Genomic DNA, 23852 nt, shown 5'->3' with positions numbered 1-23852 from the left:
ACTGTTAGCCGTTTTTTGTCCCAAAAATCTCAGCAACCGTCCAGCGTTTGGTTTTGCTCAGGGGGCGAGTTTCAGTGATGCGAACGCGATCGCCCGATTTGCACTGATTTTCTTCGTCGTGAGCTTTGTACCGCTTGGTGCGGACTACGATTTTGCCGTATTTTGTGTGGGAGGAGCGGTTTTCGATTGCTACCACGACGGTTTTATCCATCTTGTCGCTGACTACTACGCCAACTCGTTCTTTAATTGCCATAGCTACCTATTTTTGTTGTGCAATTGACTTTTTTTTAGCTACTGTGCGATCGTCGGCTCGGCTGCTTCTGACTCTTGGCTGACTGCTGCGGTTGCAGCAGGCTGTGCTACCTGTTTAGATGCGGCTAATTTTTCTGCAGCTTCTTTCTCAGCAACGATTTGGCGCTCGCGTTCAACTGTCATCAATTGAGCTAGCCGGTGTTTGGCGTGCTTGAACAGGTGAGGCTTCTCCATGCGACCGGTAGCTTGCTGGAGCCGCAATTCCATTAGTTGGCGCTTGACGGCTAAAATTTGCTCTGCTACTGCAGCATCGCTTAATTCTCTAGCTTCTTTAATCTTGGTCAAAGACATAATTGTGTGCTTTCTCGTTAGCGATCGGTATGACAGAAGACAGAATTGTCTCTTAGGCTGAAGGTCGAAGGAAAGAAAAGTTATGAAAGCCAGATTTTAAAATGCTGTAGCCGTTTAAAATGCTGATTAATACAGACCTAATTCTACCTTCGCTCTTCGCTAGGACTGGCCTTCTTCGCGAGTGATGAACTTGGTTTTAATTGGTAATTTGAAAGATGCCAAACGCATTGCTTCGCGCGCAGTTTCTTCAGTTACGCCACCAATTTCAAACATTACTCGGCCTGGTTTGACCACGGCAACCCAAAACTCTGGTGAGCCTTTACCAGAACCCATCCGGGTTTCTGCTGCGCGCTCGGTGACTGGTTTGTCGGGAAAAATGCGAATCCAAATTTTGCCGCCCCGGCGGATATAACGGGTCATGGCGCGGCGTCCGGCTTCTATTTGGCGGGAAGTAATCCAGGCGGGTTCGACGGCTTGGAGCGCGAAGTCGCCAAAGCTAACTGTATTGCCGCGGGTGGCAATACCGCTCATTCGCCCGCGCTGTTGTTTGCGGAATTTCGTTCTTTTAGGGCTTAACATGGCGAAAGGGAGTTGGGTAATTGGTAATTGGTAATTGCTAATTGGTGATTGCTAATTGCTAATTGGTTTGGAACAACTGACACTTAACAAGTGACAACTAACAGTCAACAATTAGCTAGCCTTCATTCGATCGATCTTCAAAGTTCTGGCGGCGGCGCTTTTGTTTTGTGCGGGGCACTGCTGCATTTGGTGCAGCCTCTTGTTCCTGTCCGGGAATAATTTCGCCTTTAAAAACCCAAACTTTAATGCCCAGAATACCGTAGATGGTTTGAGCAGTGCAGTAGGAGTAGTCGATGTCTGCCCGCAGCGTGTGCAAGGGGACTCTTCCTTCGCGCGTCCATTCGGTACGTGCGATTTCTGCGCCGTTGAGGCGTCCGCTGACTTGAATTTTGATGCCTTGGATGCCGACTTTTTGGGCGCGGGTGATTGCTTGGCGGACTACTCGGCGGAAGGATACGCGCCGTTCTAGTTGCTGAGCGATGTATTCCGCGATCAGTGTGGCATCGGCATCTACTCGCTGGACTTCGACGACGTTGATGCGGATTTGGCGGTTGCTACCGAGTTGCTGCTGCAAACCGACGCGCAAGGTTTCGATGCCTGCTCCGCCACGGCCTACGACAACGCCTGGTCTGGCGGTGAACACTTCTAGGTCGATTTGATCGGCTTTCCGCTCAATTCTGACCGAGGAAATCCCAGCATTGCTGAGCGTTTTACGAACGTACTTGCGAATTTTATAGTCTTCTTGCAAGAGTTCTGGATAGTTTTTGGGATCAGCAAACCAGCGAGAGCGGTGCTCTTGGGTAATGCCGAGGCGAAAACCAATTGGATGTATTTTTTGGCCCATAATAGTTGATGAGTTAATTGGTAATTGGTAATTGGTAATTGGTAATTGGTAATTGCTGATTACCCATTTTTTTCAACTTTAAGCTGTTTATTACCTCTTACGTTTTTCCCTGGTTAGTTTTCTACGAGCGGAGCTACTACTACGGTAATGTGACAGGTTGGCTTGCGGATTTGGTAGGCGCGACCTTGAGCGCGGGGTCTAAAGCGTTTGAGGACTGGGCCTTGGTCTGCGTAAGCTTGAGAAACTACCAGCTTGGATTTATCCAATCCAGCGTTGTGTTCGGCGTTGGCTACTGCCGATCGCAAAACTTTGACGATTGGTTCGCAGGCGCGGTAGGGCATGAATTCGAGTAAAATCAGCGCTTCTTGGTAGCTTTTGCCGCGAATTTGGTCGAGGACTCGGCGCACTTTGAAGGGGGATGTTCTGATGTAACGGGCGATCGCCTTAATTTCGGATGTGGTATCTATAGCCATTTCGATTTCGGTAATTGGTAATTGGTAATTGGGCAAAAGGTAATTGGTAATTGGTAATTTTTTTTCCGACTACCTATTACCTGTCACCTAATTCGGCTATCTTTTCGCCTTTTTATCACCACTTTTCGCGTGACCTCTAAAGGTGCGAGTGGGGGAAAATTCTCCGAGTTTGTGGCCTACCATTTGGTCGGTGAGGTAGACTGGTACGTGCTGTCTGCCGTTATGAACGGCGATAGTGTGACCTACCATTTGGGGTAGGATTGTGGAAGAGCGCGACCAAGTTTTAATTACTTGTTTTTGGCCGGCGGCGTTGAGTTTTTCGATTTTTGTCATCAGAGCATCTGCGACAAAGGGGCCTTTTTTTAGCGATCGAGACATGATTTTTTTAGTAATTCAGGAGTCATTAGTCAGAATTAAGCAGTCATGGGTCATCAGTCCTCAGTCATTAGTTAGCAGTTAATAACTAAGCACTGAAGACTGCTGACTGATGACTAGCTTTGTCTGCCGCCCTTGCCGCGCTTGGAAGCTTTGCGGCGGCGCCGGACGATTAAAGCGTCGCTGCGCTTGTTTTTGCGTCGAGTTTTTGCACCCAATGCTGGTTTACCCCAAGGAGTGACAGGCCCCGGACGTCCGATGGGAGCTCTGCCTTCGCCACCGCCGTGCGGGTGGTCTACCGGGTTCATGACGCTACCGCGAACGGTGGGTCTGCGACCTTTCCAGCGGGTGCGACCTGCTTTGCCGAGGCTGATGTTTCTGGCGTCGGTGTTGCCGACTTGACCGATGGTGGCGTAGCAGTCGGCGCGGACTTTGCGCTGTTCGCCGGATGGCAGTTTGAGCGTGACGTAGCTACCTTCTTTTGCCATTAGCTGAGCGCTGGAGCCGGCGGAGCGAACGATTTGTCCGCCTTTTCCGGGTACTAGCTCGACGTTGTGGATGCTGGTACCGAGGGGAATGTTCTTCAGGGGGAGGGCGTTACCGATTTCGATCGGCGCGTCTGGGCCTGAGACAATTACTGTACCGACGTTTAAGTTGAGCGGGTGCAGGATGTACCGTTTTTCGCCGTCTTTGTAGAACAGGAGGGCGATGCGGGCGTTGCGATTGGGGTCGTATTCTATCGCCTTGACGGTAGCGGGAATGCTGTGTTTGTCGCGGCGGAAGTCGATGTCTCTATACAGCCGTTTGTGACCGCCTCCCCGGTGGCGACAGGTGATGACGCCTCGGTTGTTGCGGCCTTGTTTGGTGTGCTTGTTGCTGGTTAGAGACTTTTCTGGTTCTGATCTGGTAATTTCAGCGAAGTCCGAGACGGTCTGTTCCCGGGTGCTGGAGGTATAAGGTCGGTAAGAACGGATGCCCATAATCGATCTATTTTAGATTTTGGATTTTGGATTTTGGATTTGACGTTTATCGATTTTAGATTTTAGGTTGAAGATTGGCGATCTTTGGTTAACTTACGAGTTTTCTGGTTCGAGAATTTCCACCAGTTAACCGCAATTTAAAATCTAAAATCTAAAATCTAAAATCCAAAATCGTCTAGACTTCTGGGAATAGGAGTTTGCGGATCGAGTCTCCGTCGGTCAGAGTTACGGTTGCTCGCTTGTAAGTAGGTTTAAAGCCGACGAATTTGCCAACTCGACGCTTTTTGCGCGGCGGGTTTTGGGTGTTGACTGCGGTGACTTTAACCTTAAATAGCTCTTCAATTGCAGCTTTGATTTGAGGCTTTGTCGCTTTGGGGGCTACGTCGAATGTGAATTGATTTAATTCCATCATTCGGGTAGCTTTCTCGGTGAGAATCGGACGCTGGATCAAATCTGCGTAGTCGCGGGGGTCGATTTTACTCACCGTAAATCTCCTGAATTTTAGCTATGGCTGTAGATGTGACGATAATTTTGTCAGCCGCGAGAACGTCGTAAACATTCAGGGAAGTTGCCAAGATGACGTTTACTAATTCGATGTTGCGTCCTGATAAGTAGACGTTTGGTTGCGGTTCTGGCAAGATTAACAGAACTTTTGTATCTGGTTCGATGCCCCAGCGGGCGATCGCACTCAGCAATTCTTTGCTTTTGGGTCTCGGAAATTGCTCTGCAAATTCTTCAACCACAATGATGTCTTCGGTGCGACTTTGGAATGCTGTCCGCAAAGCGAGACGGCGTTCCTTTTTGTTCATTTTGACTTCAAAGTCTCTCGGTTTTGGTCCGAAGATGACACCGCCGCCCCGCCACAGCGGAGAACGGATAGAACCTGCTCTGGCTCGGCCGGTGCCTTTTTGACGCCAGGGTTTGCGGCCACCGCCTCTGACTTCCGATCGAGTTTTGGTGCAAGCATTTCCTTGACGAGCGTTATTCAGTTGCCGCGTCAATGCTCTGTGAACGATGTGAGACGCATTTTCTTCTTTGGCTACGCGCAGTTCTAAAGTTGTTTCCCCAACTTCTTCGCCTTGCCAATTTCGCACTACACAGTTAACCATATCTTTTGTCCTTTGTCTGTTGTTAGTTGTCTGTTGTTAGTTGTCTGTTGTCTGTTGTCTGTCGTCTGTTGTCTGTTCTCAGGTCTTAGTTTTCAGCTCTTAGTTTTCAGCTTTTAGTTCTTAGTTATTGCTTGCTACTAACGGCCAACTACTATCTACTGACTGCTGACTACTGACTAATGACTACTGACTAACGTCCTACTTTTTTCTCAGGCACAACATTGACTAAGGCGCCAGCTTTGCCGGGAACTGCTCCCTTAATTAGCAGCAAATTCTGCTCTGTATCCACCCGGACAATTGTTAGTTTGCGGACGGTGACTTGAACGTTGCCCATACGTCCTGCCATTCTTTTCCCAGGATAAACGCGACCAGGAGTTGTTCCAGGCCCGATCGATCCGGGCTCGCGGTGGTTCTTGGAACCGTGAGACATCGGGCCTCGTTTAAAGTTGTGGCGCTTTTGAAAACCTGCAAAACCTTTACCGATGCTTGTACCGATGACATCTACTATTTGTCCCGGTGTAAAGGTATCTGCTTTTAGTTGTTGACCTAATTCAAATGAACTGGTGTCTTCCAATCGGTATTCCTGCAAGTGTCGCAGTGGATTCGCCCCCGACTTGGCAAGGTGTCCTAGTTCTGGCTTGTTGAGAGCCTTTGGTTTGACTTCGTTGTATCCAACTTGAACGGCACCGTAGCCGTCAGTTTGTTTGGTTTTGATTTGAGTTACTGTACAAGGCCCTGCTTGTATGACGGTGACGGGGATGGCTCTCCCTTCGGCGTCAAACACTTGAGTCATGCCTAGTTTAGTGCCAAGAATGCCTACAGACACGGATTTTCTTCCTTTTATTTACGCAAGAGGTTTCGGATTGCGAAGTTTTCGTCAATCCGCTTGCTCTTGTGCAGAAACATTTATTTCAGTGTTCCTGCAATTAACTGTTATCAACCAACAGCCTTCCTCGGTGTTTAAAATTTGAGTTTTAAATTTGGGAGCGAGCTTGTGGAAGTCTTGCAAGGGTTGAGATTCGCGGCTTTTTACCTGCTAGATCTCCGAGTTTTGTCTCGGTCTTGCTTGTTTGCGCCAGGACTTGAGCAGCAAACTACTCAGTATCCTTTACGGCGACAATTCACAATAGTACATGAAGTGTTTGCCGTTTGTCAAGGCCGGGATGAGAATTTTTCGGCTCAACTTTAGGATTTATAATATTTCCAGCTCGCAAGCAGCGATCAACCAAATGTAAGATAGCAGGCAAGACAAATTTATGGGACTGATTACGACGGGATCTGATCTGATTCGGGATTTGGAAAAGTCGGGGTCGCTGGCCCTGTACGTTCCTTTAGAGGGAGGATTTGAGGGGCGCTACCTGCGGCGGCTGAGGGCTGCGGGCTACGGTGGGTACACGATTTCGGCGCGGGGTTTGGGTGATTTGGCGATGTATTTGACGGGGGTTCACGGGGTGCGGCCGCCGCATTTAGGCAAGAAAACTACTGGCAATGAATCGGCTGTGGGTTATACGTACTACGTGCCGCCGATTTTGCAAACTCAATTAGACAATTTGCCACCTAAAGCAAAAGGACTGGTGCTGTGGATTATTGAAGGGCAGATTTTGTCGAGTCAGGAGATTGAGTATTTGACTGTTTTGCCGACGTTAGAACCGCGAGTTAAAATAGCAGTTGAGATGGGGGGCGATCGAGCTTTTAGCTGGAAGCCACTTAAAGATGCTTTAGTTGCAGCTTAAATTCCGGGATTTGCGATCGCAAATCAACTAAAAAAACGCAGCGAGCAACTAAAGCTCAACAGCTTCTGCTCGCTGGTTTTGATATTTTTGGGAAAAACTTAATTAACAGGAAAAATCTTATGCTTCAGAATCGCGATTATACCATCATCATTGACAAAAGCGGCAGTATGTACACAAAAGACCAGATGGGCGGTAAAACTCGGTGGGCGCTCATGCAAGAATCGACGATCGCATTGGCGAATAAATGCGAAGAACTTGATCCTGATGGCATAACAGTTTATGTGTTTTCCGGTCGCTTCAAGCGCTACGACAACGTAACATCCGCTAAAGTCGTGCAAATTTTCCAAGAAAACGAACCTTCGGGAACTACGAATTTAGCTGCTGTTCTGCAAGACGCTCTGAACAGTTATTTTCAGCGCAAAGCATCCGGTAAGACCAAGCAAAATGGGGAAACAATATTAGTGGTGACGGACGGGGAACCTGACGATCGCAAAGAAGTGATGAAAACGATTATAGAGGCTTCTCGTAAGCTCGATCGAGATGAAGAGTTGGCGATTTCTTTCATTCAAGTAGGGAATGCGCCGGAAGCTACTAAGTTTCTCAAGATATTGGATGACGAACTGCAAAGCGCTGGGGCTAAATTCGATATCGTTGATACTGTCACGATGGATGATATTGAAGGAATGACCCTGACAGAGGTATTGCTGAATGCAATAACTGATTAAGGAGGCGGGCGAAGTTTCCGTGATTATATTATTGGGGTTAGTTAGCCCAGCAGCATTTTTTAGGGGGTTTAAGTTATGGAATCTATCGAGCGCCTGTTAGGTGAACTTAAGGCAGAGTATCAAGCATCTCAAAAAAATGCTGAGTTGAAAAGTCCGACACCGGTGCAAGCACAAACGCCTTTGCCACAAGCAGCAATGCCGTCAAATCAAACATTTGAAACATCAGATATAAATTTGTATGCTGGTTCTTTGGATAAGGATTTAGCTCAAATTAAGGCTGAGTACGAAGGGCAAAATCAAGCTCAGGAAGTGGCTTCACAGCAACCGCTTATAAATTTGTATGCTGGTTCTTTGGATAAGGATTTAGCTCAAATTAAGGCTGAGTACGAAGGGCAAAATCCAGCTCAGGAAGTGGCTGCACTGGAACCGCTTAAGGCTGAGCACGAAGCGCAAAATCAAGCTCAGGAAGTAGCTTCACTACAACCGCAACCAGCAGAAAAAGTCGCGGGGCCGCAGTTGGACGTACAAACGCACAGACAGAAAGTTAGGCAAGCTCAGGTTTGGCTGAAAAAGTTGGATAAGAATTCCGATGAGGGATATTGGTTCGATCAGTTTGCTTTTAGGTATTCTTCGAGGATAGATGCGGCGATCGACTATTTGCAAGCTGTGAATGAGTTTGATTAATTGAACTACACGGTATTCACAATTTGTAAGGCTGTTTTTTGGTTAATTGCCATCTTTATTTGTTGTAAGGACACGGCAGTGCTGTGTCTTTACAAAGCGTAAAATAAATATCATTTGTATCACGCGGGATTTAGGAGACGGCAGTGCCGTCTCCCTACAAATCGCCAGCAAATAAATATCATTTATAGGAACACAGCACAGTTATTTCCTGTGGGTGCGACAACCAGGGCGAGGATTGCTCCTATACTAAATTTTTGGACACAGATGTAGGATTCAACAAAAACAAAGCCGCCTTTTTTGCTGTATCTTCAGATAGCTGAATTTGTTTTAACTCAACAATACCTTCACTGATAAAAGTATCTCTCAAAGCAGCTTTTTCTCCGCTGTTAAAAGTCGTTTCGTAAAACACTTCTCGAATTCCAGCCGCAATGACTAATTTCAAACAATAGATACAGGGTTCTAAGGTGACGTAAATACTAGCCCCAGCAGTAGATATACCGTGTTTTGCAGCTTTGGCGATCGCATTTGCTTCAGCGTGAACCGCCCTTGATGGCAAAGTTTTACTGGCGTCGCAGCTACTCAAACCAGGATAGCAGAAGCCTTGAGTAGTACAGTGTGCCGAACCTGACGGCGAACCGTTGTAACCCGTTGCTAAAACTTGCTTGTTTTTAGTTATCACCGCGCCTACAGGAAAAGCCAGACAAGTCGATCGAGTAGCGGCCAATTTTGCTAACATTAAGAAGTATTCTTCCCAATTTGGTCTTTGAAATTTTTTATTCATAAGCTGCTGTATTCTCTTCTGTGTCAAAACGTTTTTGAGTTGTTTCAAAGCATCTTCATAAGTCTGGAACTGAACTTCAGCAATTAGTGTAGGGATACCAAGTGGAAATCGTGATATATTTTTATATTGCTCATAAATAATAATAATAGGAATGTTATTTGTTTCAGCATAAGCTAGCTCCATTCCCACACCAAAAGAGAAGGAACCCATATAAGCAATAACTAAATCTGATGTACTAACCTGATATTTGTCTCTCTCAAATACTTGGCTAGGACTAACATCAGGGTTGTTTATGGGATCGCTGTACATATGCGGAACATAAGCTTGAAAACCTATTTCCTGGCAAAGCAAACCAATGGCTTCATAGAAAGTCTTGACTTCTACTGGTTTCTCAATTCCTGTTAAAGCACCAGATATATATACTTTGCTCATTGATATTTACGCTCTCTCAACATTATTATTTTGGAACAGAGGTTGCTTTAGGGGTGGGTGCTATTTGTGTCTTTGGTGTGATGATTGGTTTTGGATCAAAAGAAGGTGGCGAAGAAGGTCTCAATGCTAGCCATGCTGGAATACCTACCACAAGTGTTGCTAATGCCCCGATAATCCCAGCCCACACTGTCGCATCCCACTGTGGCAAATACTTAAAAACTAAACGGTAGCGGATAGATTTTTTTTTAAGCTCATCCTTGGCTGTTTGATATCCTGATGATGCCTCTAACACTTTCCAAATCTCCTCAGGCTCTCCTTTTCGCCAACGATTTTGTGGATCGTTTATCCAAGCTTTAAGCTTCGAGGGGATTGAGTCTCCAGGAATAGCATCAGTAACAAGCTTACCAGAATCATCACTCTTCTTAGCAGAAGATGGTGACGTTAATCTATGAACTCTTAAATATGCAATAGTTTCACCTACTTCAATTAGTATATCGTTGTCAGATAAATTATGGAGAGCAATAGCCAAAATGCCTCCATAATTAGGATTAACTCTTGTTCCAATATGTCCTAGACCTTGGGATACTAGCTTTACTTTTGAATGAAGAGAGCCACATAAATAATTACCCAGAAATACTGATTCATTAGTCCATGTTATAGCAGTTTTTCTGCTCGGAATTTTAATAAATTTCTTATCATCCTGATCGGTAAAAAGCAAGCGTTGTGGCTCTTGAGTCGGTTGAGCTATGTTAAATGTATAAGCATATTCACTTGCCGTTAGGTGTAAACAGCAACCTGTGATGCTATCTTCTTTCCCTTTGAAAGGATAAATAAATATACCTCTACCTAGCTCGTTGATAATATCCCACTCGCTTAGAACAGACATAAACTATTTCCTCTTCTTTAAGTTTAGGACACTTAAATTTATCGATCCTGAATATATTTTTTACCAGTTTCAAGGCAGCCAAAAGCCTTCTGGATTTCCAGCCCTAAGTAACCTGAATGTTCAGGCTGTATAGCTGGAGAATTAGCGCAAATCTGTCGTAATAGTTTGAGAGGGTCTCTGCCACTATAATGCTTGGTAATCTCACCACTGCCAGGAGTTGTTTGGGAAACAACTATTGCTTTATCCTCCACTTTAATTAAAAAGTTTCCCACAGGATCGCAATCAGAATAGCGTGGATCAAAATAACGCCTACGTTCTGCATCAACAATTTTTTGGTAGTGCTGGTTGATAATCCGGTCAACTGAATCGAAAGTATCATCGTAGATATGAGCGCTCTGACTAATGGTAATCAGTGGGCCCATCTTTAGATTGTACTCCGATCGCTCACCGATCGCATCTCGAATGTGTTCCTGCAACTTTCGCAATCCTATAGCGTTAGCGGGCCAAGCACTAAACATATCGTTACTGCGGAAAGTAGCAGTCATTGACAGTTCGTTATCCACAACTCTTAGCCAGATATGGTTAAGGCATGGACTGCCACCTGAATCGTGATCGGCTACATCCCACAGCGACATAACTGCACTAGCAGCGTCTATCTCACCTATCAACTTCTTAATAACTTGTTCAATTTGGTCGCGTCCACCAAACCAAGAACGAAGACGCTGCCCATATGTGTATTTAACACCTTCTCGTTTCCGAGAATCATCTAATATTTGTGAAACGTATTCTTGAATAAAAGGACGGTCAATGGGTAGATAATTTGGCTCGGGAAAATAAAATCCTGGTGGCTCATCTTTCACCACAGCTATTAAATCAATTAATTCTTGCCATTTGCCATCGTAGCCAGTCGGTCGAATTGTACCTGTTGTTTTGATGCGATGAATAATTTTAACCCAAGTTTCTGCAATCGTTGTTCCTTCTATCCGATGACCGTAACGAGGTCCAGGTTGAATAGTAGGAACGCTTTCAGATACATCGAATTTTAGGGGGCCATCGCTCCACGGTTCAATTAGGTCGCGCTGCGCGTAAGATTTGACCCAGCTTACAGCTTCAGAAATGGATTTGGCTTCTACTGGTTCCTCTATAGATTGCCGTAATTGTTCTAAAGCACTAGCTGGAATTTCAATATCAATATACCCAGTAATGGAAGACCGAATCACCCAACATTTTCGTCCGGTATCACTGGTACCTTCTGTGAATCCGTGACGGAAAAAGTCCAGTAGGCAATTACATCCACCAGCATTGAGGTCTTCTTTTGTAGCGTTCATGATTACTAAAAAGCGGACATGAGGATTGCATAAAAGATTCCGAATCAGAAAGCTAATTCCACGAGTAGAACTGTAAAGCTGTCCAATCACAGCAAACTCATGGGCGTGAAGGTGTTTGGCGATCGCTTGCTTTACAGTCCATCCAGTCACTACAGCGGTTTGACCAGTTCCGCAAATCAGTTGGTTTGGCTTGTGTAGTGGTTTGTACTGGAATAGGGTTGCCTGCTGACTCATTGCTGTGATGGTTGACTACAAGTCAAAAAAAACTGCTAGAACACATTACCAGACTGTGGGGACACTTTTGCCAAAAATTTCTAAAGTCAGAGGTCCTGTACCCCTTTTTGTTTTTGAAGGAGCGATCGCAGCATATTCTTGAGGTTGTAAATGTTTGCCGATCGCACTTTTTACAGTCCAGCCACTGACAATGGCTGTTTGCCCCGTTCCGCAAATTAATTGATTTGGTTTGTATAGGGGTTTGTACTCAAATTTATTGACGAGATTTGTGGCTGTCATGGTTTACCGTTTTTTGCACCGCGTACTACTATATCAATAGTTTGGAAGGTTTGAAGAGGCGATTAATCATGTTTCTGCTGCTGCAACAATTTGTTATGCTGCGTCAACGCAGATCGTTGCCTGAATGTCTTTTACAGCGAGATCCTTCACCGGAATTGAAATCACAAATTCTGTACCTTGACCTAAAGTTGAGTTGACTTCTAGAGTTCCAGAGTGTTTCTGGACTACGATTTGACGAGCGATCGCCAATCCTAGCCCTGTTCCTTGCCCCACTCCTTTGGTTGTAAACAGATGCTCAAAGATTTTTGGCTTCACCGCATCCGTAATACCCATCCCATTATCCTGAATTCGGATCACTGCCTGAGATTCCGACAATTGCGTCTTGACAGTAATCTGGTTGGGGTTGGCTTTGATCTGAGCAAAACTGCGTCCTTGATTTGATTCCTCAAGGGCATCGATCGCATTTGCCAGCACATTCATAAATACCTGATTCAACTGTCCGGCAAAGCATTCTACCTGTGGCAGATCCCCATAGTCTGTGATGACTTGAATTTCCGGGCGAGATTCGTTGGCTTTAAGGCGATGCTTGAGTATCAAGATCGTGCTGTCAATGCCGTCGTGGATATTGTAATGAATGGGGCGATCGCAATCCGAACGGGAGAAGGTTCTTAAACTGGTGCTGATTGTGTGAATGCGATCGACTCCTTCTTGCATCGAATCGATCAGCTTGGGTAAATCCTCTTGTAAATATTCCAAATCTATTTCCTCCACGACTGCCTGTAGTGAGGCACTTGGATAAGGGAGTTCTTTTTGGTATAACTCAATTAGTTGAAAGAGGTCTTTAATATACTCCTGAGCAGGTTTCAGATTGCCAGCAAGAAAGCAAAGCGGGTTATTAATTTCGTGCGCGACACCCGCGACTAAATTGCCCAAAGCAGACATCTTTTCGGTGTGGACTAAATGAAGCTGAGACTGTTGCAGTTGTGTAAGTGCGGCTTCTAAATCAGCCGTTTGCTCAGCTACACGCTGTTCGAGATTTTTAGTTAACTGCCGTAGCTGCAAATGAGTTTTCACCCGTGCTAGCATCTCCTTTTCTTGAAAGGGTTTGGTGATGTAGTCCACAGCACCCAGGACAAATCCTTTCTCCTTACTGTCGGCATCGGAGAGAGCGGTCATAAAAATGATGGGAATACTGGCTGTTTTCGGATCTGCCTTCAGACGTTTGCAGGTTTCAAAGCCGTCAATTCCTGGCATTTGAACATCGAGCAAGATCAGATCGGGAGGATAAACCTGGACTCGCTTAAGAGCGCGATCGCCGTTGATTGCGGTTGCTACTTCGTACCCCGCATCACTTAAGGTTTCACAAACCACTTCTAAATTCGCAGGGGTATCATCCACCACCAGAATTAATTCAGGACTAGACATCGGCTTTCTTCTCTGTGAGGTGTTGTTGTAGCAACTCTTCAATTTCTTCGGCTTTAAATTGCTTGGCCAGTCGAATAATTTGTGAGGTAAAATCTGCGTAGCCAGGGTTAGAGCCAGCAATCTGCTCTGTGTGCGATCGTAGCCGTTTTAAGTTGCCTTTTTGTGCCATTTCTAGTAAGGTCTTTAACTCAACGGGGGAAGGAATAATACTCCCTTCTCGATTTTCTAATGCAGTCGTTGGAATGGATGAACCAGACTCGTTGGAGGCTGTAATTTCATATTTCCATTTTAATTCTAAATGAGTGGCTAAGAGGTTAAATAATTCACTGATTTCCACTGGCTTTGCTAAGAAATCATTTGCCCCTGCATCTAAACTCATCTGTCGATAGGCTTGTGATACTGATGCGGAAGAGACAATGATCTTCTGCGGTTGCAAATCCTTTGCACTGCGAATTTGTTTGAGCAGTTCAAAGCCATCCATAACTGGCATCGCCAAGTCTGTAATCAATAAGTCAGGTTGAGACTGTCGTATTTTTTCCAATCCTGCTTGTCCATTTTCTGCCTCAGTCAGTTGGAATCCGAGCGGCTCTAACAAGTTGACGAGAACGGCTCGGTTTTCCCAACGATCGTCTACCACCAGAATGCTGCGTCGTTGTCCTTCGTAACCAATAATTTGTTTTCCAGTTGTGATGGAGTTTTGCTCGGCCCAATCTGCGGCGATCGCCAGTTCCACCTCAAAAAAGAATTCACTGCCGACTCCGGGTTGGCTTTTAACTTGGATTTGTCCGTTCATAAGTTGGACAATCCTTTGGCTGATCGCCAATCCTAAACCCGTGCCCTCGGCTTGGCGCTGGCGATCGCCCACTTGTTCAAAAGCATGAAAAATTTTATCCAAATGATGGGGCGCAATTCCTACGCCCGTATCTTCAACTTGAAATTTGAAAGAGCGAGTGGATGGATTGAGAGGATTCTCAACTACGGCAACCTTGAGGGTGACAGAACCTTTGTCGGTGAATTTAATCGCATTTCCCACCAAGTTGAGTAACACTTGACGCAGCCGTTTTTCATCCACAAAAATCCCTTCAGGCAACTGCGGATCGGGATTGTAAACAAAATCAATGCCTTTTTGGTCGGCACGAATGCGACAGATTTCAGCGACACCTTGGAGGAATGAGGGAAAGTGAATCGCTTGAGGTGTGAGTTCTAATTTACCAGCTTCAATTTTGGACAAGTCCAACACATCGTTAATCAGGGTCAGCAAATGAGAACCACACTGGTGAATGATTTCTACCCCATGACGTTCTTTCGCTGGCAACGCTTTGGATCGGTTGAGGATTTGAGCATAGCCCAAAATACCGTTGAGCGGCGTGCGGAGTTCGTGGCTCATGTTGGCAAGAAAATCACTCTTTGCTTTGTTGGCATTGTCTGCTGCTTCCTTTGCATACTTGAGTTCGGCGGTGCGTTGTTCAACTCGCTGTTCAAGCTGCTGGTTAGTTTGCTCTAGCGCGGTGAAGGAATCGCGCAACTGCTGCGCCATTCGGTTAAAGGATTGAGCAAGTACACCCAGTTCTTTAACGCCAGAGGTTTCGACGTTTTGGTCTAGTTTTCCTTCGGCGATCGCTTCCGATGCGTGACTGAGCAGCAAAATGGGTCGAGCAATCCAGCGCGAGGTGTAGATACCCAAAACTGTTGCCAGTGCTAATGCGCCTAAGCACAGCCAAATCGTGTTGACTGTGTTGGCATTAATTCGTCCCATGAAATCTGATTCGGGCATGGCGACGACTACGAGCCAGTCCAATCCCCATTCGTCGTGCCAGGGAGTTACTTGAACAAACTGCCACTGATCCTGGAGCTGAAAGTCTAACTGCTGGACGGTTTGAATGGTTTTGAGAGCGCCGAAGCGATCGCGGAGATACTTGGAGGTGGCTTGAATTAGGGCGTCCTTACTCTCAAAGCCCCGCAGTCGTTGAGGTTTGCCGTTCGTCACTGAAAACACGGGCGCATCGCTAGAACTGGCAACGATAAATCCGTTGCGCTCCAGAATGAACACCTTGCTGGATTGACTAACCTTAATTTTACGTAAAAAGTCACTAATTTGCGAAAGGCGCTGCTCCACTCCCACGCTGCCGATCAACTGACCATTCTTGTTATAGATGGGGCGACTCGTGGCGATCGACAACGGGTAGTTATTAGTCTCCCATTGATAGATCGCGCTCCACCCGGGCTTGCCGGTTTCGACACCTTTGGCGTACCAACCTTCCTTCTGGAACTGATACGCTTTGGTGATTTCAAACATTTTAGTGGGCTTGCTTTGGTCATTCGTAATGTAGTTGTACAAATCAGGATTGCCGTACCGCTTCGGTAGCACCAGGCTAATGTCAGGATTGCCGTGATTGGGAATGGTTGACTCGCGGTAATATCCCGATGCGATAAAGTCGCCCGTTTTAGAGCCGTAGAGGATATAGCCAACGTTATAGGTTTTTACCTGCTTGGCAAAGAATTGAGCTAGGCGATCGGCATCCTGTAAGTTCAACAATCCCAGGTCAATTTGCTCGCCGTTGATTTGGGTCAAATAGCGGGTTGCAGCGGCATAGCTGTCGAGGTGCTGATCCACACGGTTACTCACCTCCGTTTGCAAGTTAGTCGCTAGTTCATTCACTGCTTTTTGTCCATTTCGCAGCGACAGATACCCTGTTAATCCTACGGCCGCGAAGATTTGCAGGATGAATGGAACAACCAGACCGGTTCGCAGGGGAACCTTACTAAAGCCTTTAGCAACAGCAATTGTGGACTTCGATAGCATAGCGTTCAAAACAGTAAATATAGGCTACAGGCCTTAGAGTTCCCAAACCTGGCTTAGATGCACCAGACTTTATCGGCAATAAAGAGGCAAAATATCGGCTCCCTGTTGGACTTCTAAAAAAGCATGGCGGTTCAAGTTCTCTAGCGTCAAATTTCGGACTACCTGATAGCTGAAATAGACACCGACGCTGACAATTAATGTCGTAACTCCAACGACGAGTCGCATTAGCAAGTTGCGAGTTGCTTTCTCTTTTTCACGGAGAGCGACAATGGCTGAGTTGGTTGATGTGCCGTTGGTTGGTGAAGTGGCCCGGAGGCGGTTATCAGCTTTGATCTGTTAGCATACTGTTTTTTTTAGTAGATGAGGCGATCGTTCTGGCTCCAATTTAAAGGCGATCGCACTCCACCAAAAATCTCTCAACCCCATTCCAATCGAAGACTACCGCTTACAGAAAATCGCAGATAAAGCCCATCGCTTCTAGTCGTGGGATGAATCTGCTGACCCTTTAGGGTCAGTCCTTTTCAGTCTACGCCGCAGTCCCCTAATCAGATGTTAACTGTATCAATACTTAAAAGTTACCTGTAGGTCGATCTTAAACTCGATTTGATCGTTCCCACATTCTCATTCAACCCAATCTTAAGCTAAAGTTTCTCACCTGGAGTTTCTCTTTTTATGGTTTTAATAAATTATTTTAACAAATTCCTCAAGCCAACAATTCACTTACGGCTACGCTAAAACCTGCAAGCACACTTTGACTGTTAACAACTTCATCGGCATTAAACAACCGCCAGCTTTGCCCCCCATTGACAAATATTAATCTAGCTTCAGGAAACAGCAACCAAACTTCTAAACATCCAGATTCCAAATATTCCTGAGCTTTGGCAAATAACTCTTCGCCACTATCTTCGGGGGAAGCAACTTCCGCTATCAAAGGAAAACTTTGGGAAAATGCTGTAAAATTGCCTGATTGTGGCAGCAGTTCAGGAGTAATGTAAGCAACATCGGGACGGCGACCCTGTTTGCTAGTGCGGCAAAGGACTTCTGTAAGAACTTCTCCTCCCTGTCCGCTGGAATTTTTGTAATTTCTCCAGGAGGTAGATAATTTAGATTGAGCGAGACCGTGCTTGAATGTCATTCCTGTTTTCTCCACTAAGTTGCCGTCAACCCATTCCATTCTATCAGGAGGGTTGACTAAAAAATCTTCAAGAGATATGACTTTTTCTGGCTTAGATTGTGGGTGATTTTCAGGGATATTTTCTAATTTTGTATGAGATTCTGGGTCGGAGTTTTGGTCGGCATTTTTTGGTATAATTATAGTAGCTGTCATGCTCGTAACCTCGGTTTAACGATTATAATTGTACAAGCGATCGCTCTCGATCGCATCTTTATGATGTTATTAAACTTAGTAGATTTTGTCTGGTCAACTTAGCCCGACAATTTATATATCATAGCAATTAAGAAAGGTGACTTTCATGATTCTCTCAAACCGTTTTTCTGAAGCCCTCACCTATGCCGCCGAATTACACGCTACCCAACTTCGCAAAGGTTCGGGCGTTCCCTACATTGCCCATTTGTTGGGTACTGCTAGTATAGCTTTAGAATATGGGGCTTCGGAAGATGAGGCGATCGCAGCTTTGCTTCACGATGCGATCGAAGATCAAGGTGGCGCCACCACCCGCGAAGCCATCCGCCGCCGCTTTGGCGATACCGTCACAGCGATTGTAGACGGCTGTACCGACAGTGACGCGACGCCGAAACCCCCTTGGCGACAGCGAAAACAAGCTTATATCGATCGCATTTCTACAGCTTCGGGCTCAGTGAGATTAGTCTCGGCTGCTGATAAACTTTATAATGTTCGATCGATCCTGAAAGATCTCCGTCAATTAGGAGATACTGTTTGGGAACGCTTCAAAGGTGGCAAAGACGGTTCTCTCTGGTATTATCGTTCTTTAGTAGAAGCATTCCGCCAAGCTGAGTTAACGCCTATAGTTGAAGAATTAGACCGCACAGTTTTAGAACTGGAACAGTTTTCTGAACGCTGAAGACTGAAGGTAAAAAGCACTAATTATCAATTACCAATTACAGTCAAAAAATGGCAAATCTTCGCTTAGAAAATATTACCCGACGCTACCAAAACGTCACCGCGATCGAAAACATCAGCTTCAAAATCCCGGACGGGGAATTTTGGGTATTAGTCGGGCCATCCGGCTGCGGAAAATCTACAATTATGCGGACAATTGCAGGTTTAGAAACTGCAACTTCTGGAAATCTTTACATCGGAGATAATTTAGTTAACAACATTCCGGCGAGACAGCGGGACGTTGCAATGGTGTTTCAAAATTACGCGCTTTATCCGCACATGACTGTCGCAGAAAACTTGGCTTTTGGATTGCGGATGCGGAATGTTGACCCGACTAAAATTCAAGAACGAGTTGAGACAGTCGCCCGATCGCTCTCGATCGACCACCTCCTCAAGCGTAAGCCCAAACAGCTATCAGGCGGACAGCAGCAGCGGGTCGCACTCGGAAGGGCGATCGCCCGCGAACCGAAAGTATTTCTTTTAGATGAACCGCTTTCTAACCTCGATGCTCAACTGCGAGATGACACTAGAGCCGAACTCAAACAACTGCATCAACGGCTGGGAATTACCACAATTTACGTCACCCACGACCAAGTGGAAGCGATGACTTTAGCTGATAAGATTGTAGTCTTAAATGGGGGAAAAATTCAACAAATTGGAGAGCCGCAAAGCATTTATGCCAAACCCGCTAACCGCATGGTTGCCACATTTTTAGGCAATCCCGCCATGAACATTTTACCTGCAATTTATACTAACGAATCCTTTCAAGTAGGAAATCAAGCTTTAGTCTGTCCGCCCTCTATTCAGAAAAAATTGCAGGCGAGAGAAGGACAAGGATTTGATTTGGGCATCCGTCCAGAAAATATAGAAATCTTTACGCCACAAACAGCGGAAGATGATGATTTGAAAACCGATGTTTGGGCATTAGAAAAAGTCCCTCTTGATGTAGAGGTAAAAGTAGTGGAACCTCTGGGGCGAGAAACTTTAATTCGGGCGAGTTTGCCTTTGTTGAGTGCTGAAACTACTGTACAGTTACAAATACCTGCGAGTGTTCGCTTGCGATCGGGCGATCGGCTGACGGTACAGCTTGACTTCGATCGACTATTTATATTTGACCCTTCCACCGGCGAGGCGCTGTATCCTTAACTGGATTGAACAGGACTTACGCACGGGTAATCAGCCACCGGGTTTTTTTAGTTGCAGTGCCTAAGTCCTGTTCAATCTAAAATCTAAAATCTAAAATCTAAAATAGACTGAGCCTTGCAGTGGGAAAGTCTCGATTCGCAGTTACAAAAGTTTACACTTGACATTTATTAATTTCCGAAGTAATGATACGATTAGTATTGGCACAACGGCAAAACGTCCCCCAAAAGCTGATATTTCCTGCTGACTTGGGGCCCTCGCTACCCACAAGACAAGCATCTTCGCGCTAAAAAGCGACTTTACGCCCCGACTTGGGAGCAACTAGCGAAGCAAAAACTCAGAAAAACGTTCTAGCGGCATTTTTAGATGAATCCCGACAACCTGCCTCAAATGCTGCAAACAGGATTTCACCTAACTTTAGGTGCAACTTCCTTTTTAATTGAGACATTGCAAGATCCTCTGAAGCGAGAAGAAAATCTTGACAAACTGAAGTCTGATTTGGGCCAGCTAGCTGATGAGCTGCTGGAAAAAGGAGAAATGACTGAGCGAGAAGCCCGGAATTTTGTAGATACTATTTTCTCTCAACCGGGCGATCGGGAGAATGCAGACAGCGAATCTGTCTCGCCCAAGCAATCAGATGCAGCGACTGATGCTCCTCCCGATTCGGTTGTACAGCCTAACGTAAAGCTAGAGATTCAAGAATTAACTGCACACATGGCAGCGCTGAGGGCCGAGTTGGAAAATTTGCGCGCCGAAAATTCCCAGTATTAAAGAATCAAGAGTCTTTAACACAGCCGGAGTTTACTTGCCAACTTAATTTAAGAGAACCAAACTTTAGTCATTTTCCCATTTTTCAGAACCGATCAGGTCGGCGATGCGATCGCGCAGCAAGAAGTCGCATTTTTCTAATTCGCACTCTACACAAGCCCATTCCCGAGGCGGAATGAATTGGCACAGGGTATAGATGGGCTGTTGGCGGCTGAGTACGCCCTCATGCACGAGGTGACGCGCTTCATCTTGGATCACATCTAAAGAGTATTGGATTTGGGGAATAGTGGAGTGAATCATAATGCGCCCTCAATGTTTTACTAAAAAAATTTATGGCCCTGGTAATAATATAGTCCAAACTTACGAATATGGAAGTTAAATTTTGTCCGTATACAGCTATACAATTCACTGCCGTAAATAAAAATAATTTATACGAATCATCAGTAAGTGATGGGATCTGTCTTAGGATGTTGAGAAGCAGCACATTTTCCCAACTACCAAGCGGATCTGCTGGAAAGCTCAATTCAGAACTTAGGAACCCGCATCCAATTCCCAGTTTCCGGATACTTCGCCACCAAAGGCAGAATTTCTCGCCCGAAACCGGGTTGATGAATTTAACTCCTAACGCAGCAAGCAGCAAAGGAAAGATTCAGAAGTCGGGCAACTCAACTATTACCAGTTCCGTCAATGCCGAATAGCACTTCTAGAACAAGAGATTGCGCTGCCGGCATCTGCCCAAAACAAAATACATAAGGAATACTGGGAGGCAAGTGTGGCAAAAATTGCTCTAAAACGTAGGGACTGCCGTAAATTAACACAGCTTGCAGTTCTCCGGTTTTTAATAATTTCTTAAACCAATCTTGAGCTGCTTGGGTCAAACCAGCACTGCCTCGGAAGCAATTGCCACGAATGAAAATTTGCAGCAGTGTCGGAGAAAAATGCTCTGCACCTGTATTATCAGCGATCGCACCTGTGCGATCGTCAATCAGTTGCAATTCGTAACCAAACTGTTCGGGAAGGGCGATCGCCGGAGTGTGGTTGCCCAAAAACTCGCATCCCAAAACATCATCTACAATAATCAAATTCCGCAAAAGCTGGTTTTCTGGGGGCTTTTTCGCTAAAGGCAGAGAACCTCCAAATTTCAAAGAATCTCGCAAAATATCGGCAGCAGTTGACCTTGCCTGTGGATTTGCCAGCAAACTTAAGTCGATCGACTCCATGGATTGTAAATTCTTACTCCCCCCGTGAGCAAGGGGGGGTTGGGGGGGGTCAGAAATCGACAAACCCACCTTTATTTTCGCTTTCCAAATTCGCTTGACAGATTCCTTGATTTGTAATAAGGAAATCCGCCCTTGAGTGACAGCTTCGCAGACAGCGAGAATCGCCCCTTCCGGGTCAAGTGGCATCAGCAAAACATCAGCACCAGCCTCAGCAGCTAAAACAGCAGCTTCATTAGCGCCGTACTTATTGGCGATCGCACCCATCACCAAAGCATCCGTCACAATCAAACCTTCAAATCCCAACTCTTCTCGCAGCTTCCCAATCAAAATTTTTCGAGAAAGAGTAGCAGGAAACTCCGCATCCCAAGCCGGAATCAGTAAGTGAGCACTCATCACAGCATCGACCCCAGCAGCCATCGCCTCAACAAAAGGAGGCAACTCAACCTCAGCCAATCTCGCTGGCGAATGCGGCAAAACCGGCAATTCCAAGTGAGAATCAACCGCCGTGTCCCCGTGACCGGGAAAATGCTTAGCTGTAGTCAAAACCGGGTGTTCGCCTGCGCCCCGAATAAAAGCAGCGGCTAATTTTGCGACAATTTCCGGTGTCTCGCCAAAAGCGCGGACGTTAATCACGGGATTGTCGGGATTGTTGTTAACATCAACCACTGGTGCGAGAATCCAATTTAGACCGATCGCCCTAGCTTCGATCGCAGTGACAGCGCCCATTTGTTCAGCATATCGATCGCCCTTACCTGCATCGTGTCGCGCCACTTCAGCAATCGCCATCGGCGGCCCGAACCAAGTCGCCCCCGCGAACCGCTGGCCGACACCTTCCTCAATATCAGCCGCCAGCAGTAGCGGAAACTTGGCCCAAGACTGCAATTGGTGCGATCGAACTGCCAACTCCGCAGCACTTCCCCCGACCAAAATCACCCCGCCGACGCCTAACTTTTCCAGATAATAGCGGAGTTTGCTAGCAGTTGGTTCCCATTCGGGATAGCGAATTTGGTGGTCGAACAAGCAGCCAGAAGCGCGCACCACGAACATCTGGGCCACCAGTTCTGGTAAGGAAAGATTGTCAATCATGTGTAATTGCTAATTGTTGACTGTTGACTGTTGACTGTTAACTATTGACTACCTTCAGACACTAATCCTCGTCTGCTTCTAAATCATCATCATCATCATTTTCATTGCCATCCGCTAATTCTTCGTCATCAAACATACCCGGTTTGCGTTCGGCAGAAAGCTGATTCAGCAGTATCAGCATTTTATCGCCCCGTTCCAAAGAATGGTCTTCGAGAAATACTACTTCCGGCGTCCGGCGCAGTTGCAATCGTTGGCCCAACTGGCTGCGGACGTAGCTAGTTGCAGATTTCAAACCCTCCATAGTCTCAGCCTTTGCCTCATCAGTACCGTAGATGCTGACAAAAATTTTTGTATGCTGAAGGTCTCCCGAAACAATTACATCGGTAACGCTAACCATACCGGCACCTACCCGATCGTCCTTGATTCCATTCAGCAACATCAGGCTGACTTCCCGTTTAACCATTGAAGCTACACGCTCAATGCGACGACTTGTAGCCATAGCACCTACTCCTCTACTTTCCTAATCAGCCGTTTTTATCCCGATCCATAATTGTAGCGCGATCGGTCAGGGGTTTTACGGGCGATCGTCCGAGTTAGGGGTGAGATACAGCTTAGAGTAAAAAAATGTTTGATTGCCTATAGGTGAATATATAGCTAATATAGAGAGGTAGAGTGAGAGACAGCTTAGAGTAAAAAAATGTTTGATTGGATGGTCAAAACCGTAGCCGATGCTTCAGGGGTAACTAACCAGCTAAAGATAGCTGAATGGGCAAGATTGAACAGGACTAACCCTTTCGATATGGGAGCCAAAAACTACCAACGATGTCTTCATGACTTAGGGTTAGGCGGAAAATATCATGAACTTGAATATAAGAAAGATGGAGGCTTACAATATCAATAATTTGGCCAGTAATTACCTTAATTACGCTTCATAGTTCTCCATTTTATTATCCCTAATCAATCAATCAAACAGAAATATTCCTTGTTAAAATTCCTTTATCGCCGTGTTTTTTTAGGAAATGAAAATTATGGAAAAAGAATTTACAATCGGTCAAAAAGTCCGAGTTGTGGCGATGCCACCTTACGTTAAAACTGCCGAACCGATGCCGATGCTGCGGCCGGCGAATTTAATTGCGATTGGCGCTGAAGGCGTTGTGATCGATCGGCGTCCCGGCAATTATTGGGGCATTCGCTTTGAAAAAGGTGCTTTTCTGTTAGACAGTCAGTACATTGAAGCAGCGGAAACACTTGTAGAAGGTAATGGGTAATGGAAAAGGGGGAA

At 45.8% G+C, this 23852-nt stretch carries 28 protein-coding genes; 7 read left to right on the top strand and 21 right to left on the bottom strand.

What is annotated here, in order from left to right:
- Positions 1-4: 4 nt before the first annotated feature.
- The 10 genes from rpsQ to rplC form a co-directional block, all read right to left on the bottom strand.
- Positions 5-253 (bottom strand): 30S ribosomal protein S17, encoded by a 249-nt coding sequence (gene rpsQ, locus QUA04_RS09085; protein WP_006634992.1) that lies wholly within the window; start codon positions 251-253, stop codon positions 5-7.
- Positions 254-291: 38 nt separating this feature from the next.
- Entirely contained in the window at positions 292-603 is a 312-nt protein-coding gene (gene rpmC / locus QUA04_RS09080; protein WP_333251689.1) for a 50S ribosomal protein L29, read from the bottom strand.
- 159 nt (positions 604-762) lie between these two features.
- A complete protein-coding gene (gene rplP / locus QUA04_RS09075) occupies positions 763-1182 on the bottom strand; it encodes a 50S ribosomal protein L16 (RefSeq protein WP_333059807.1) in 420 nt (139 codons plus the stop codon).
- A 115-nt stretch (positions 1183-1297) separates the two neighbouring features.
- Positions 1298-2026: a 30S ribosomal protein S3 gene (gene rpsC / locus QUA04_RS09070; protein ID WP_242719701.1), complete on the bottom strand. Its 729-nt coding sequence runs from the start codon at positions 2024-2026 to the stop codon at positions 1298-1300.
- A gap of 113 nt (positions 2027-2139) precedes the next feature.
- A complete protein-coding gene (gene rplV, locus QUA04_RS09065) occupies positions 2140-2499 on the bottom strand; it encodes a 50S ribosomal protein L22 (protein ID WP_190657986.1) in 360 nt (119 codons plus the stop codon).
- 96 nt (positions 2500-2595) lie between these two features.
- A complete protein-coding gene (rpsS, locus tag QUA04_RS09060) occupies positions 2596-2877 on the bottom strand; it encodes a 30S ribosomal protein S19 (RefSeq protein ID WP_006634997.1) in 282 nt (93 codons plus the stop codon).
- 113 nt (positions 2878-2990) lie between these two features.
- Positions 2991-3854 carry a 50S ribosomal protein L2 gene (rplB, locus tag QUA04_RS09055; RefSeq protein ID WP_333057787.1) on the bottom strand — a complete coding sequence of 288 codons (864 nt, stop codon included), beginning with the start codon at positions 3852-3854 and terminating at the stop codon, positions 2991-2993.
- Positions 3855-4029: 175 nt separating this feature from the next.
- Positions 4030-4338, bottom strand: a complete 309-nt coding sequence (locus QUA04_RS09050; protein ID WP_333255860.1) for a 50S ribosomal protein L23 — start codon at positions 4336-4338, stop codon at positions 4030-4032.
- Positions 4331-4963 (bottom strand): 50S ribosomal protein L4, encoded by a 633-nt coding sequence (rplD, locus tag QUA04_RS09045; protein ID WP_190657994.1) that lies wholly within the window; start codon positions 4961-4963, stop codon positions 4331-4333. The genes QUA04_RS09050 and rplD overlap by 8 nt, the downstream gene beginning before the upstream one ends.
- A gap of 190 nt (positions 4964-5153) precedes the next feature.
- Complete coding sequence (gene rplC, locus QUA04_RS09040) at positions 5154-5789, bottom strand: 50S ribosomal protein L3 (RefSeq protein WP_333039608.1); 636 nt, start codon at positions 5787-5789, stop codon at positions 5154-5156.
- A gap of 430 nt (positions 5790-6219) precedes the next feature.
- Here rplC and QUA04_RS09035 point away from each other — a divergent pair, with 430 nt between their 5' ends.
- From QUA04_RS09035 to QUA04_RS09025, 3 genes are all read left to right on the top strand, one after another.
- A complete protein-coding gene (locus QUA04_RS09035; protein WP_333255859.1) occupies positions 6220-6696 on the top strand; it encodes an NAD(P)H-quinone oxidoreductase subunit N in 477 nt (158 codons plus the stop codon).
- A 119-nt stretch (positions 6697-6815) separates the two neighbouring features.
- Positions 6816-7421, top strand: coding sequence for a VWA domain-containing protein (locus tag QUA04_RS09030; protein WP_333255858.1), 606 nt, complete (start codon positions 6816-6818; stop codon positions 7419-7421).
- A 75-nt stretch (positions 7422-7496) separates the two neighbouring features.
- Positions 7497-8105 carry a salt stress protein, Slr1339 family gene (locus QUA04_RS09025; protein ID WP_333255856.1) on the top strand — a complete coding sequence of 203 codons (609 nt, stop codon included), beginning with the start codon at positions 7497-7499 and terminating at the stop codon, positions 8103-8105.
- A 241-nt stretch (positions 8106-8346) separates the two neighbouring features.
- On the opposite strand, the gene QUA04_RS09020 is transcribed toward QUA04_RS09025, so the two are convergent.
- From QUA04_RS09020 to QUA04_RS08985, 8 genes are all read right to left on the bottom strand, one after another.
- Positions 8347-8886, bottom strand: a complete 540-nt coding sequence (locus QUA04_RS09020) for a dCMP deaminase family protein (protein ID WP_333255877.1) — start codon at positions 8884-8886, stop codon at positions 8347-8349.
- 457 nt (positions 8887-9343) lie between these two features.
- On the bottom strand, positions 9344-10204 hold the full coding sequence (locus tag QUA04_RS09015) for a dCTP deaminase domain-containing protein (RefSeq protein ID WP_333255853.1): 861 nt from the start codon (positions 10202-10204) through the stop codon (positions 9344-9346).
- A 38-nt stretch (positions 10205-10242) separates the two neighbouring features.
- A complete protein-coding gene (locus QUA04_RS09010; protein WP_333255851.1) occupies positions 10243-11766 on the bottom strand; it encodes a thymidylate synthase in 1524 nt (507 codons plus the stop codon).
- Between the two features lie 45 nt (positions 11767-11811).
- Positions 11812-12045, bottom strand: a complete 234-nt coding sequence (locus QUA04_RS09005; RefSeq protein ID WP_333255849.1) for a hypothetical protein — start codon at positions 12043-12045, stop codon at positions 11812-11814.
- 93 nt (positions 12046-12138) lie between these two features.
- Entirely contained in the window at positions 12139-13470 is a 1332-nt protein-coding gene (locus tag QUA04_RS09000) for a response regulator (protein WP_333255847.1), read from the bottom strand.
- Entirely contained in the window at positions 13463-16273 is a 2811-nt protein-coding gene (locus QUA04_RS08995) for an ATP-binding protein (protein ID WP_333255846.1), read from the bottom strand. Before QUA04_RS08995 ends, QUA04_RS09000 begins: the two co-directional genes overlap by 8 nt.
- Before the next feature lie 69 nt (positions 16274-16342).
- Positions 16343-16498 (bottom strand): hypothetical protein, encoded by a 156-nt coding sequence (locus QUA04_RS08990; RefSeq protein ID WP_333255844.1) that lies wholly within the window; start codon positions 16496-16498, stop codon positions 16343-16345.
- A gap of 478 nt (positions 16499-16976) precedes the next feature.
- The gene (locus QUA04_RS08985; RefSeq protein ID WP_333255842.1) at positions 16977-17600 is read right to left on the bottom strand and encodes a Uma2 family endonuclease; all 624 of its coding nucleotides are present in this window, start codon (positions 17598-17600) and stop codon (positions 16977-16979) included.
- Between the two features lie 145 nt (positions 17601-17745).
- Between QUA04_RS08985 and QUA04_RS08980 the strand changes: the two genes are divergently transcribed.
- The 3 genes from QUA04_RS08980 (at position 17746) to QUA04_RS08970 (ending at position 20267) form a co-directional block, all read left to right on the top strand.
- Complete coding sequence (locus QUA04_RS08980; RefSeq protein ID WP_333255840.1) at positions 17746-18315, top strand: HD domain-containing protein; 570 nt, start codon at positions 17746-17748, stop codon at positions 18313-18315.
- A 50-nt stretch (positions 18316-18365) separates the two neighbouring features.
- On the top strand, positions 18366-19499 hold the full coding sequence (locus QUA04_RS08975) for an ABC transporter ATP-binding protein (protein ID WP_333255838.1): 1134 nt from the start codon (positions 18366-18368) through the stop codon (positions 19497-19499).
- 363 nt (positions 19500-19862) lie between these two features.
- Complete coding sequence (locus QUA04_RS08970; RefSeq protein WP_333255836.1) at positions 19863-20267, top strand: hypothetical protein; 405 nt, start codon at positions 19863-19865, stop codon at positions 20265-20267.
- A gap of 63 nt (positions 20268-20330) precedes the next feature.
- On the opposite strand, the gene QUA04_RS08965 is transcribed toward QUA04_RS08970, so the two are convergent.
- The 3 genes from QUA04_RS08965 to rbfA all read right to left on the bottom strand — a co-directional run bounded on the left by QUA04_RS08965 (position 20331) and on the right by rbfA (position 23069).
- Entirely contained in the window at positions 20331-20564 is a 234-nt protein-coding gene (locus QUA04_RS08965; protein ID WP_333255834.1) for a DUF4327 family protein, read from the bottom strand.
- Between the two features lie 365 nt (positions 20565-20929).
- Positions 20930-22570: a glycoside hydrolase family 3 N-terminal domain-containing protein gene (locus tag QUA04_RS08960; protein ID WP_333255832.1), complete on the bottom strand. Its 1641-nt coding sequence runs from the start codon at positions 22568-22570 to the stop codon at positions 20930-20932.
- Positions 22571-22631: 61 nt separating this feature from the next.
- The gene (gene rbfA / locus QUA04_RS08955) at positions 22632-23069 is read right to left on the bottom strand and encodes a 30S ribosome-binding factor RbfA (protein ID WP_333255829.1); all 438 of its coding nucleotides are present in this window, start codon (positions 23067-23069) and stop codon (positions 22632-22634) included.
- A gap of 529 nt (positions 23070-23598) precedes the next feature.
- Here rbfA and sipA point away from each other — a divergent pair.
- Positions 23599-23838, top strand: a complete 240-nt coding sequence (sipA, locus tag QUA04_RS08950; RefSeq protein WP_333239142.1) for a regulatory protein SipA — start codon at positions 23599-23601, stop codon at positions 23836-23838.
- Positions 23839-23852 lie beyond the last annotated feature (14 nt).

The sequence above is a fragment of the Microcoleus sp. S13_C5 genome, from assembly GCF_036700845.1.
In the GTDB taxonomy this organism is placed as follows: domain Bacteria; phylum Cyanobacteriota; class Cyanobacteriia; order Cyanobacteriales; family Microcoleaceae; genus Microcoleus.
This window is presented reverse-complemented; position numbering and strand designations above follow the sequence as displayed.

Excerpts from the sequence above, each read along its gene's own strand:
- rpsQ (WP_006634992.1), bottom strand. The coding sequence starts at position 253 with ATGGCAATTAAAGAACGAGTTGGCGTAGTAGTCAGCGACAAGATGGAT.
- rpmC (WP_333251689.1), bottom strand. The coding sequence starts at position 603 with ATGTCTTTGACCAAGATTAAAGAAGCTAGAGAATTAAGCGATGCTGCA.
- rplP (WP_333059807.1), bottom strand. The coding sequence starts at position 1,182 with ATGTTAAGCCCTAAAAGAACGAAATTCCGCAAACAACAGCGCGGGCGA.
- rpsC (WP_242719701.1), bottom strand. The coding sequence starts at position 2,026 with ATGGGCCAAAAAATACATCCAATTGGTTTTCGCCTCGGCATTACCCAA.
- rplV (WP_190657986.1), bottom strand. The coding sequence starts at position 2,499 with ATGGCTATAGATACCACATCCGAAATTAAGGCGATCGCCCGTTACATC.
- rpsS (WP_006634997.1), bottom strand. The coding sequence starts at position 2,877 with ATGTCTCGATCGCTAAAAAAAGGCCCCTTTGTCGCAGATGCTCTGATG.
- rplB (WP_333057787.1), bottom strand. The coding sequence starts at position 3,854 with ATGGGCATCCGTTCTTACCGACCTTATACCTCCAGCACCCGGGAACAG.
- rplD (WP_190657994.1), bottom strand. The coding sequence starts at position 4,963 with ATGGTTAACTGTGTAGTGCGAAATTGGCAAGGCGAAGAAGTTGGGGAA.
- QUA04_RS09035 (WP_333255859.1), top strand. The coding sequence starts at position 6,220 with ATGGGACTGATTACGACGGGATCTGATCTGATTCGGGATTTGGAAAAG.
- QUA04_RS09030 (WP_333255858.1), top strand. The coding sequence starts at position 6,816 with ATGCTTCAGAATCGCGATTATACCATCATCATTGACAAAAGCGGCAGT.
- QUA04_RS09025 (WP_333255856.1), top strand. The coding sequence starts at position 7,497 with ATGGAATCTATCGAGCGCCTGTTAGGTGAACTTAAGGCAGAGTATCAA.
- QUA04_RS09020 (WP_333255877.1), bottom strand. The coding sequence starts at position 8,886 with ATGAATAAAAAATTTCAAAGACCAAATTGGGAAGAATACTTCTTAATG.
- QUA04_RS09015 (WP_333255853.1), bottom strand. The coding sequence starts at position 10,204 with ATGTCTGTTCTAAGCGAGTGGGATATTATCAACGAGCTAGGTAGAGGT.
- QUA04_RS09010 (WP_333255851.1), bottom strand. The coding sequence starts at position 11,766 with ATGAGTCAGCAGGCAACCCTATTCCAGTACAAACCACTACACAAGCCA.
- QUA04_RS09005 (WP_333255849.1), bottom strand. The coding sequence starts at position 12,045 with ATGACAGCCACAAATCTCGTCAATAAATTTGAGTACAAACCCCTATAC.
- QUA04_RS09000 (WP_333255847.1), bottom strand. The coding sequence starts at position 13,470 with ATGTCTAGTCCTGAATTAATTCTGGTGGTGGATGATACCCCTGCGAAT.
- QUA04_RS08995 (WP_333255846.1), bottom strand. The coding sequence starts at position 16,273 with ATGCTATCGAAGTCCACAATTGCTGTTGCTAAAGGCTTTAGTAAGGTT.
- QUA04_RS08990 (WP_333255844.1), bottom strand. The coding sequence starts at position 16,498 with ATGCGACTCGTCGTTGGAGTTACGACATTAATTGTCAGCGTCGGTGTC.
- QUA04_RS08985 (WP_333255842.1), bottom strand. The coding sequence starts at position 17,600 with ATGACAGCTACTATAATTATACCAAAAAATGCCGACCAAAACTCCGAC.
- QUA04_RS08980 (WP_333255840.1), top strand. The coding sequence starts at position 17,746 with ATGATTCTCTCAAACCGTTTTTCTGAAGCCCTCACCTATGCCGCCGAA.
- QUA04_RS08975 (WP_333255838.1), top strand. The coding sequence starts at position 18,366 with ATGGCAAATCTTCGCTTAGAAAATATTACCCGACGCTACCAAAACGTC.
- QUA04_RS08970 (WP_333255836.1), top strand. The coding sequence starts at position 19,863 with ATGAATCCCGACAACCTGCCTCAAATGCTGCAAACAGGATTTCACCTA.
- QUA04_RS08965 (WP_333255834.1), bottom strand. The coding sequence starts at position 20,564 with ATGATTCACTCCACTATTCCCCAAATCCAATACTCTTTAGATGTGATC.
- QUA04_RS08960 (WP_333255832.1), bottom strand. The coding sequence starts at position 22,570 with ATGATTGACAATCTTTCCTTACCAGAACTGGTGGCCCAGATGTTCGTG.
- rbfA (WP_333255829.1), bottom strand. The coding sequence starts at position 23,069 with ATGGCTACAAGTCGTCGCATTGAGCGTGTAGCTTCAATGGTTAAACGG.
- sipA (WP_333239142.1), top strand. The coding sequence starts at position 23,599 with ATGGAAAAAGAATTTACAATCGGTCAAAAAGTCCGAGTTGTGGCGATG.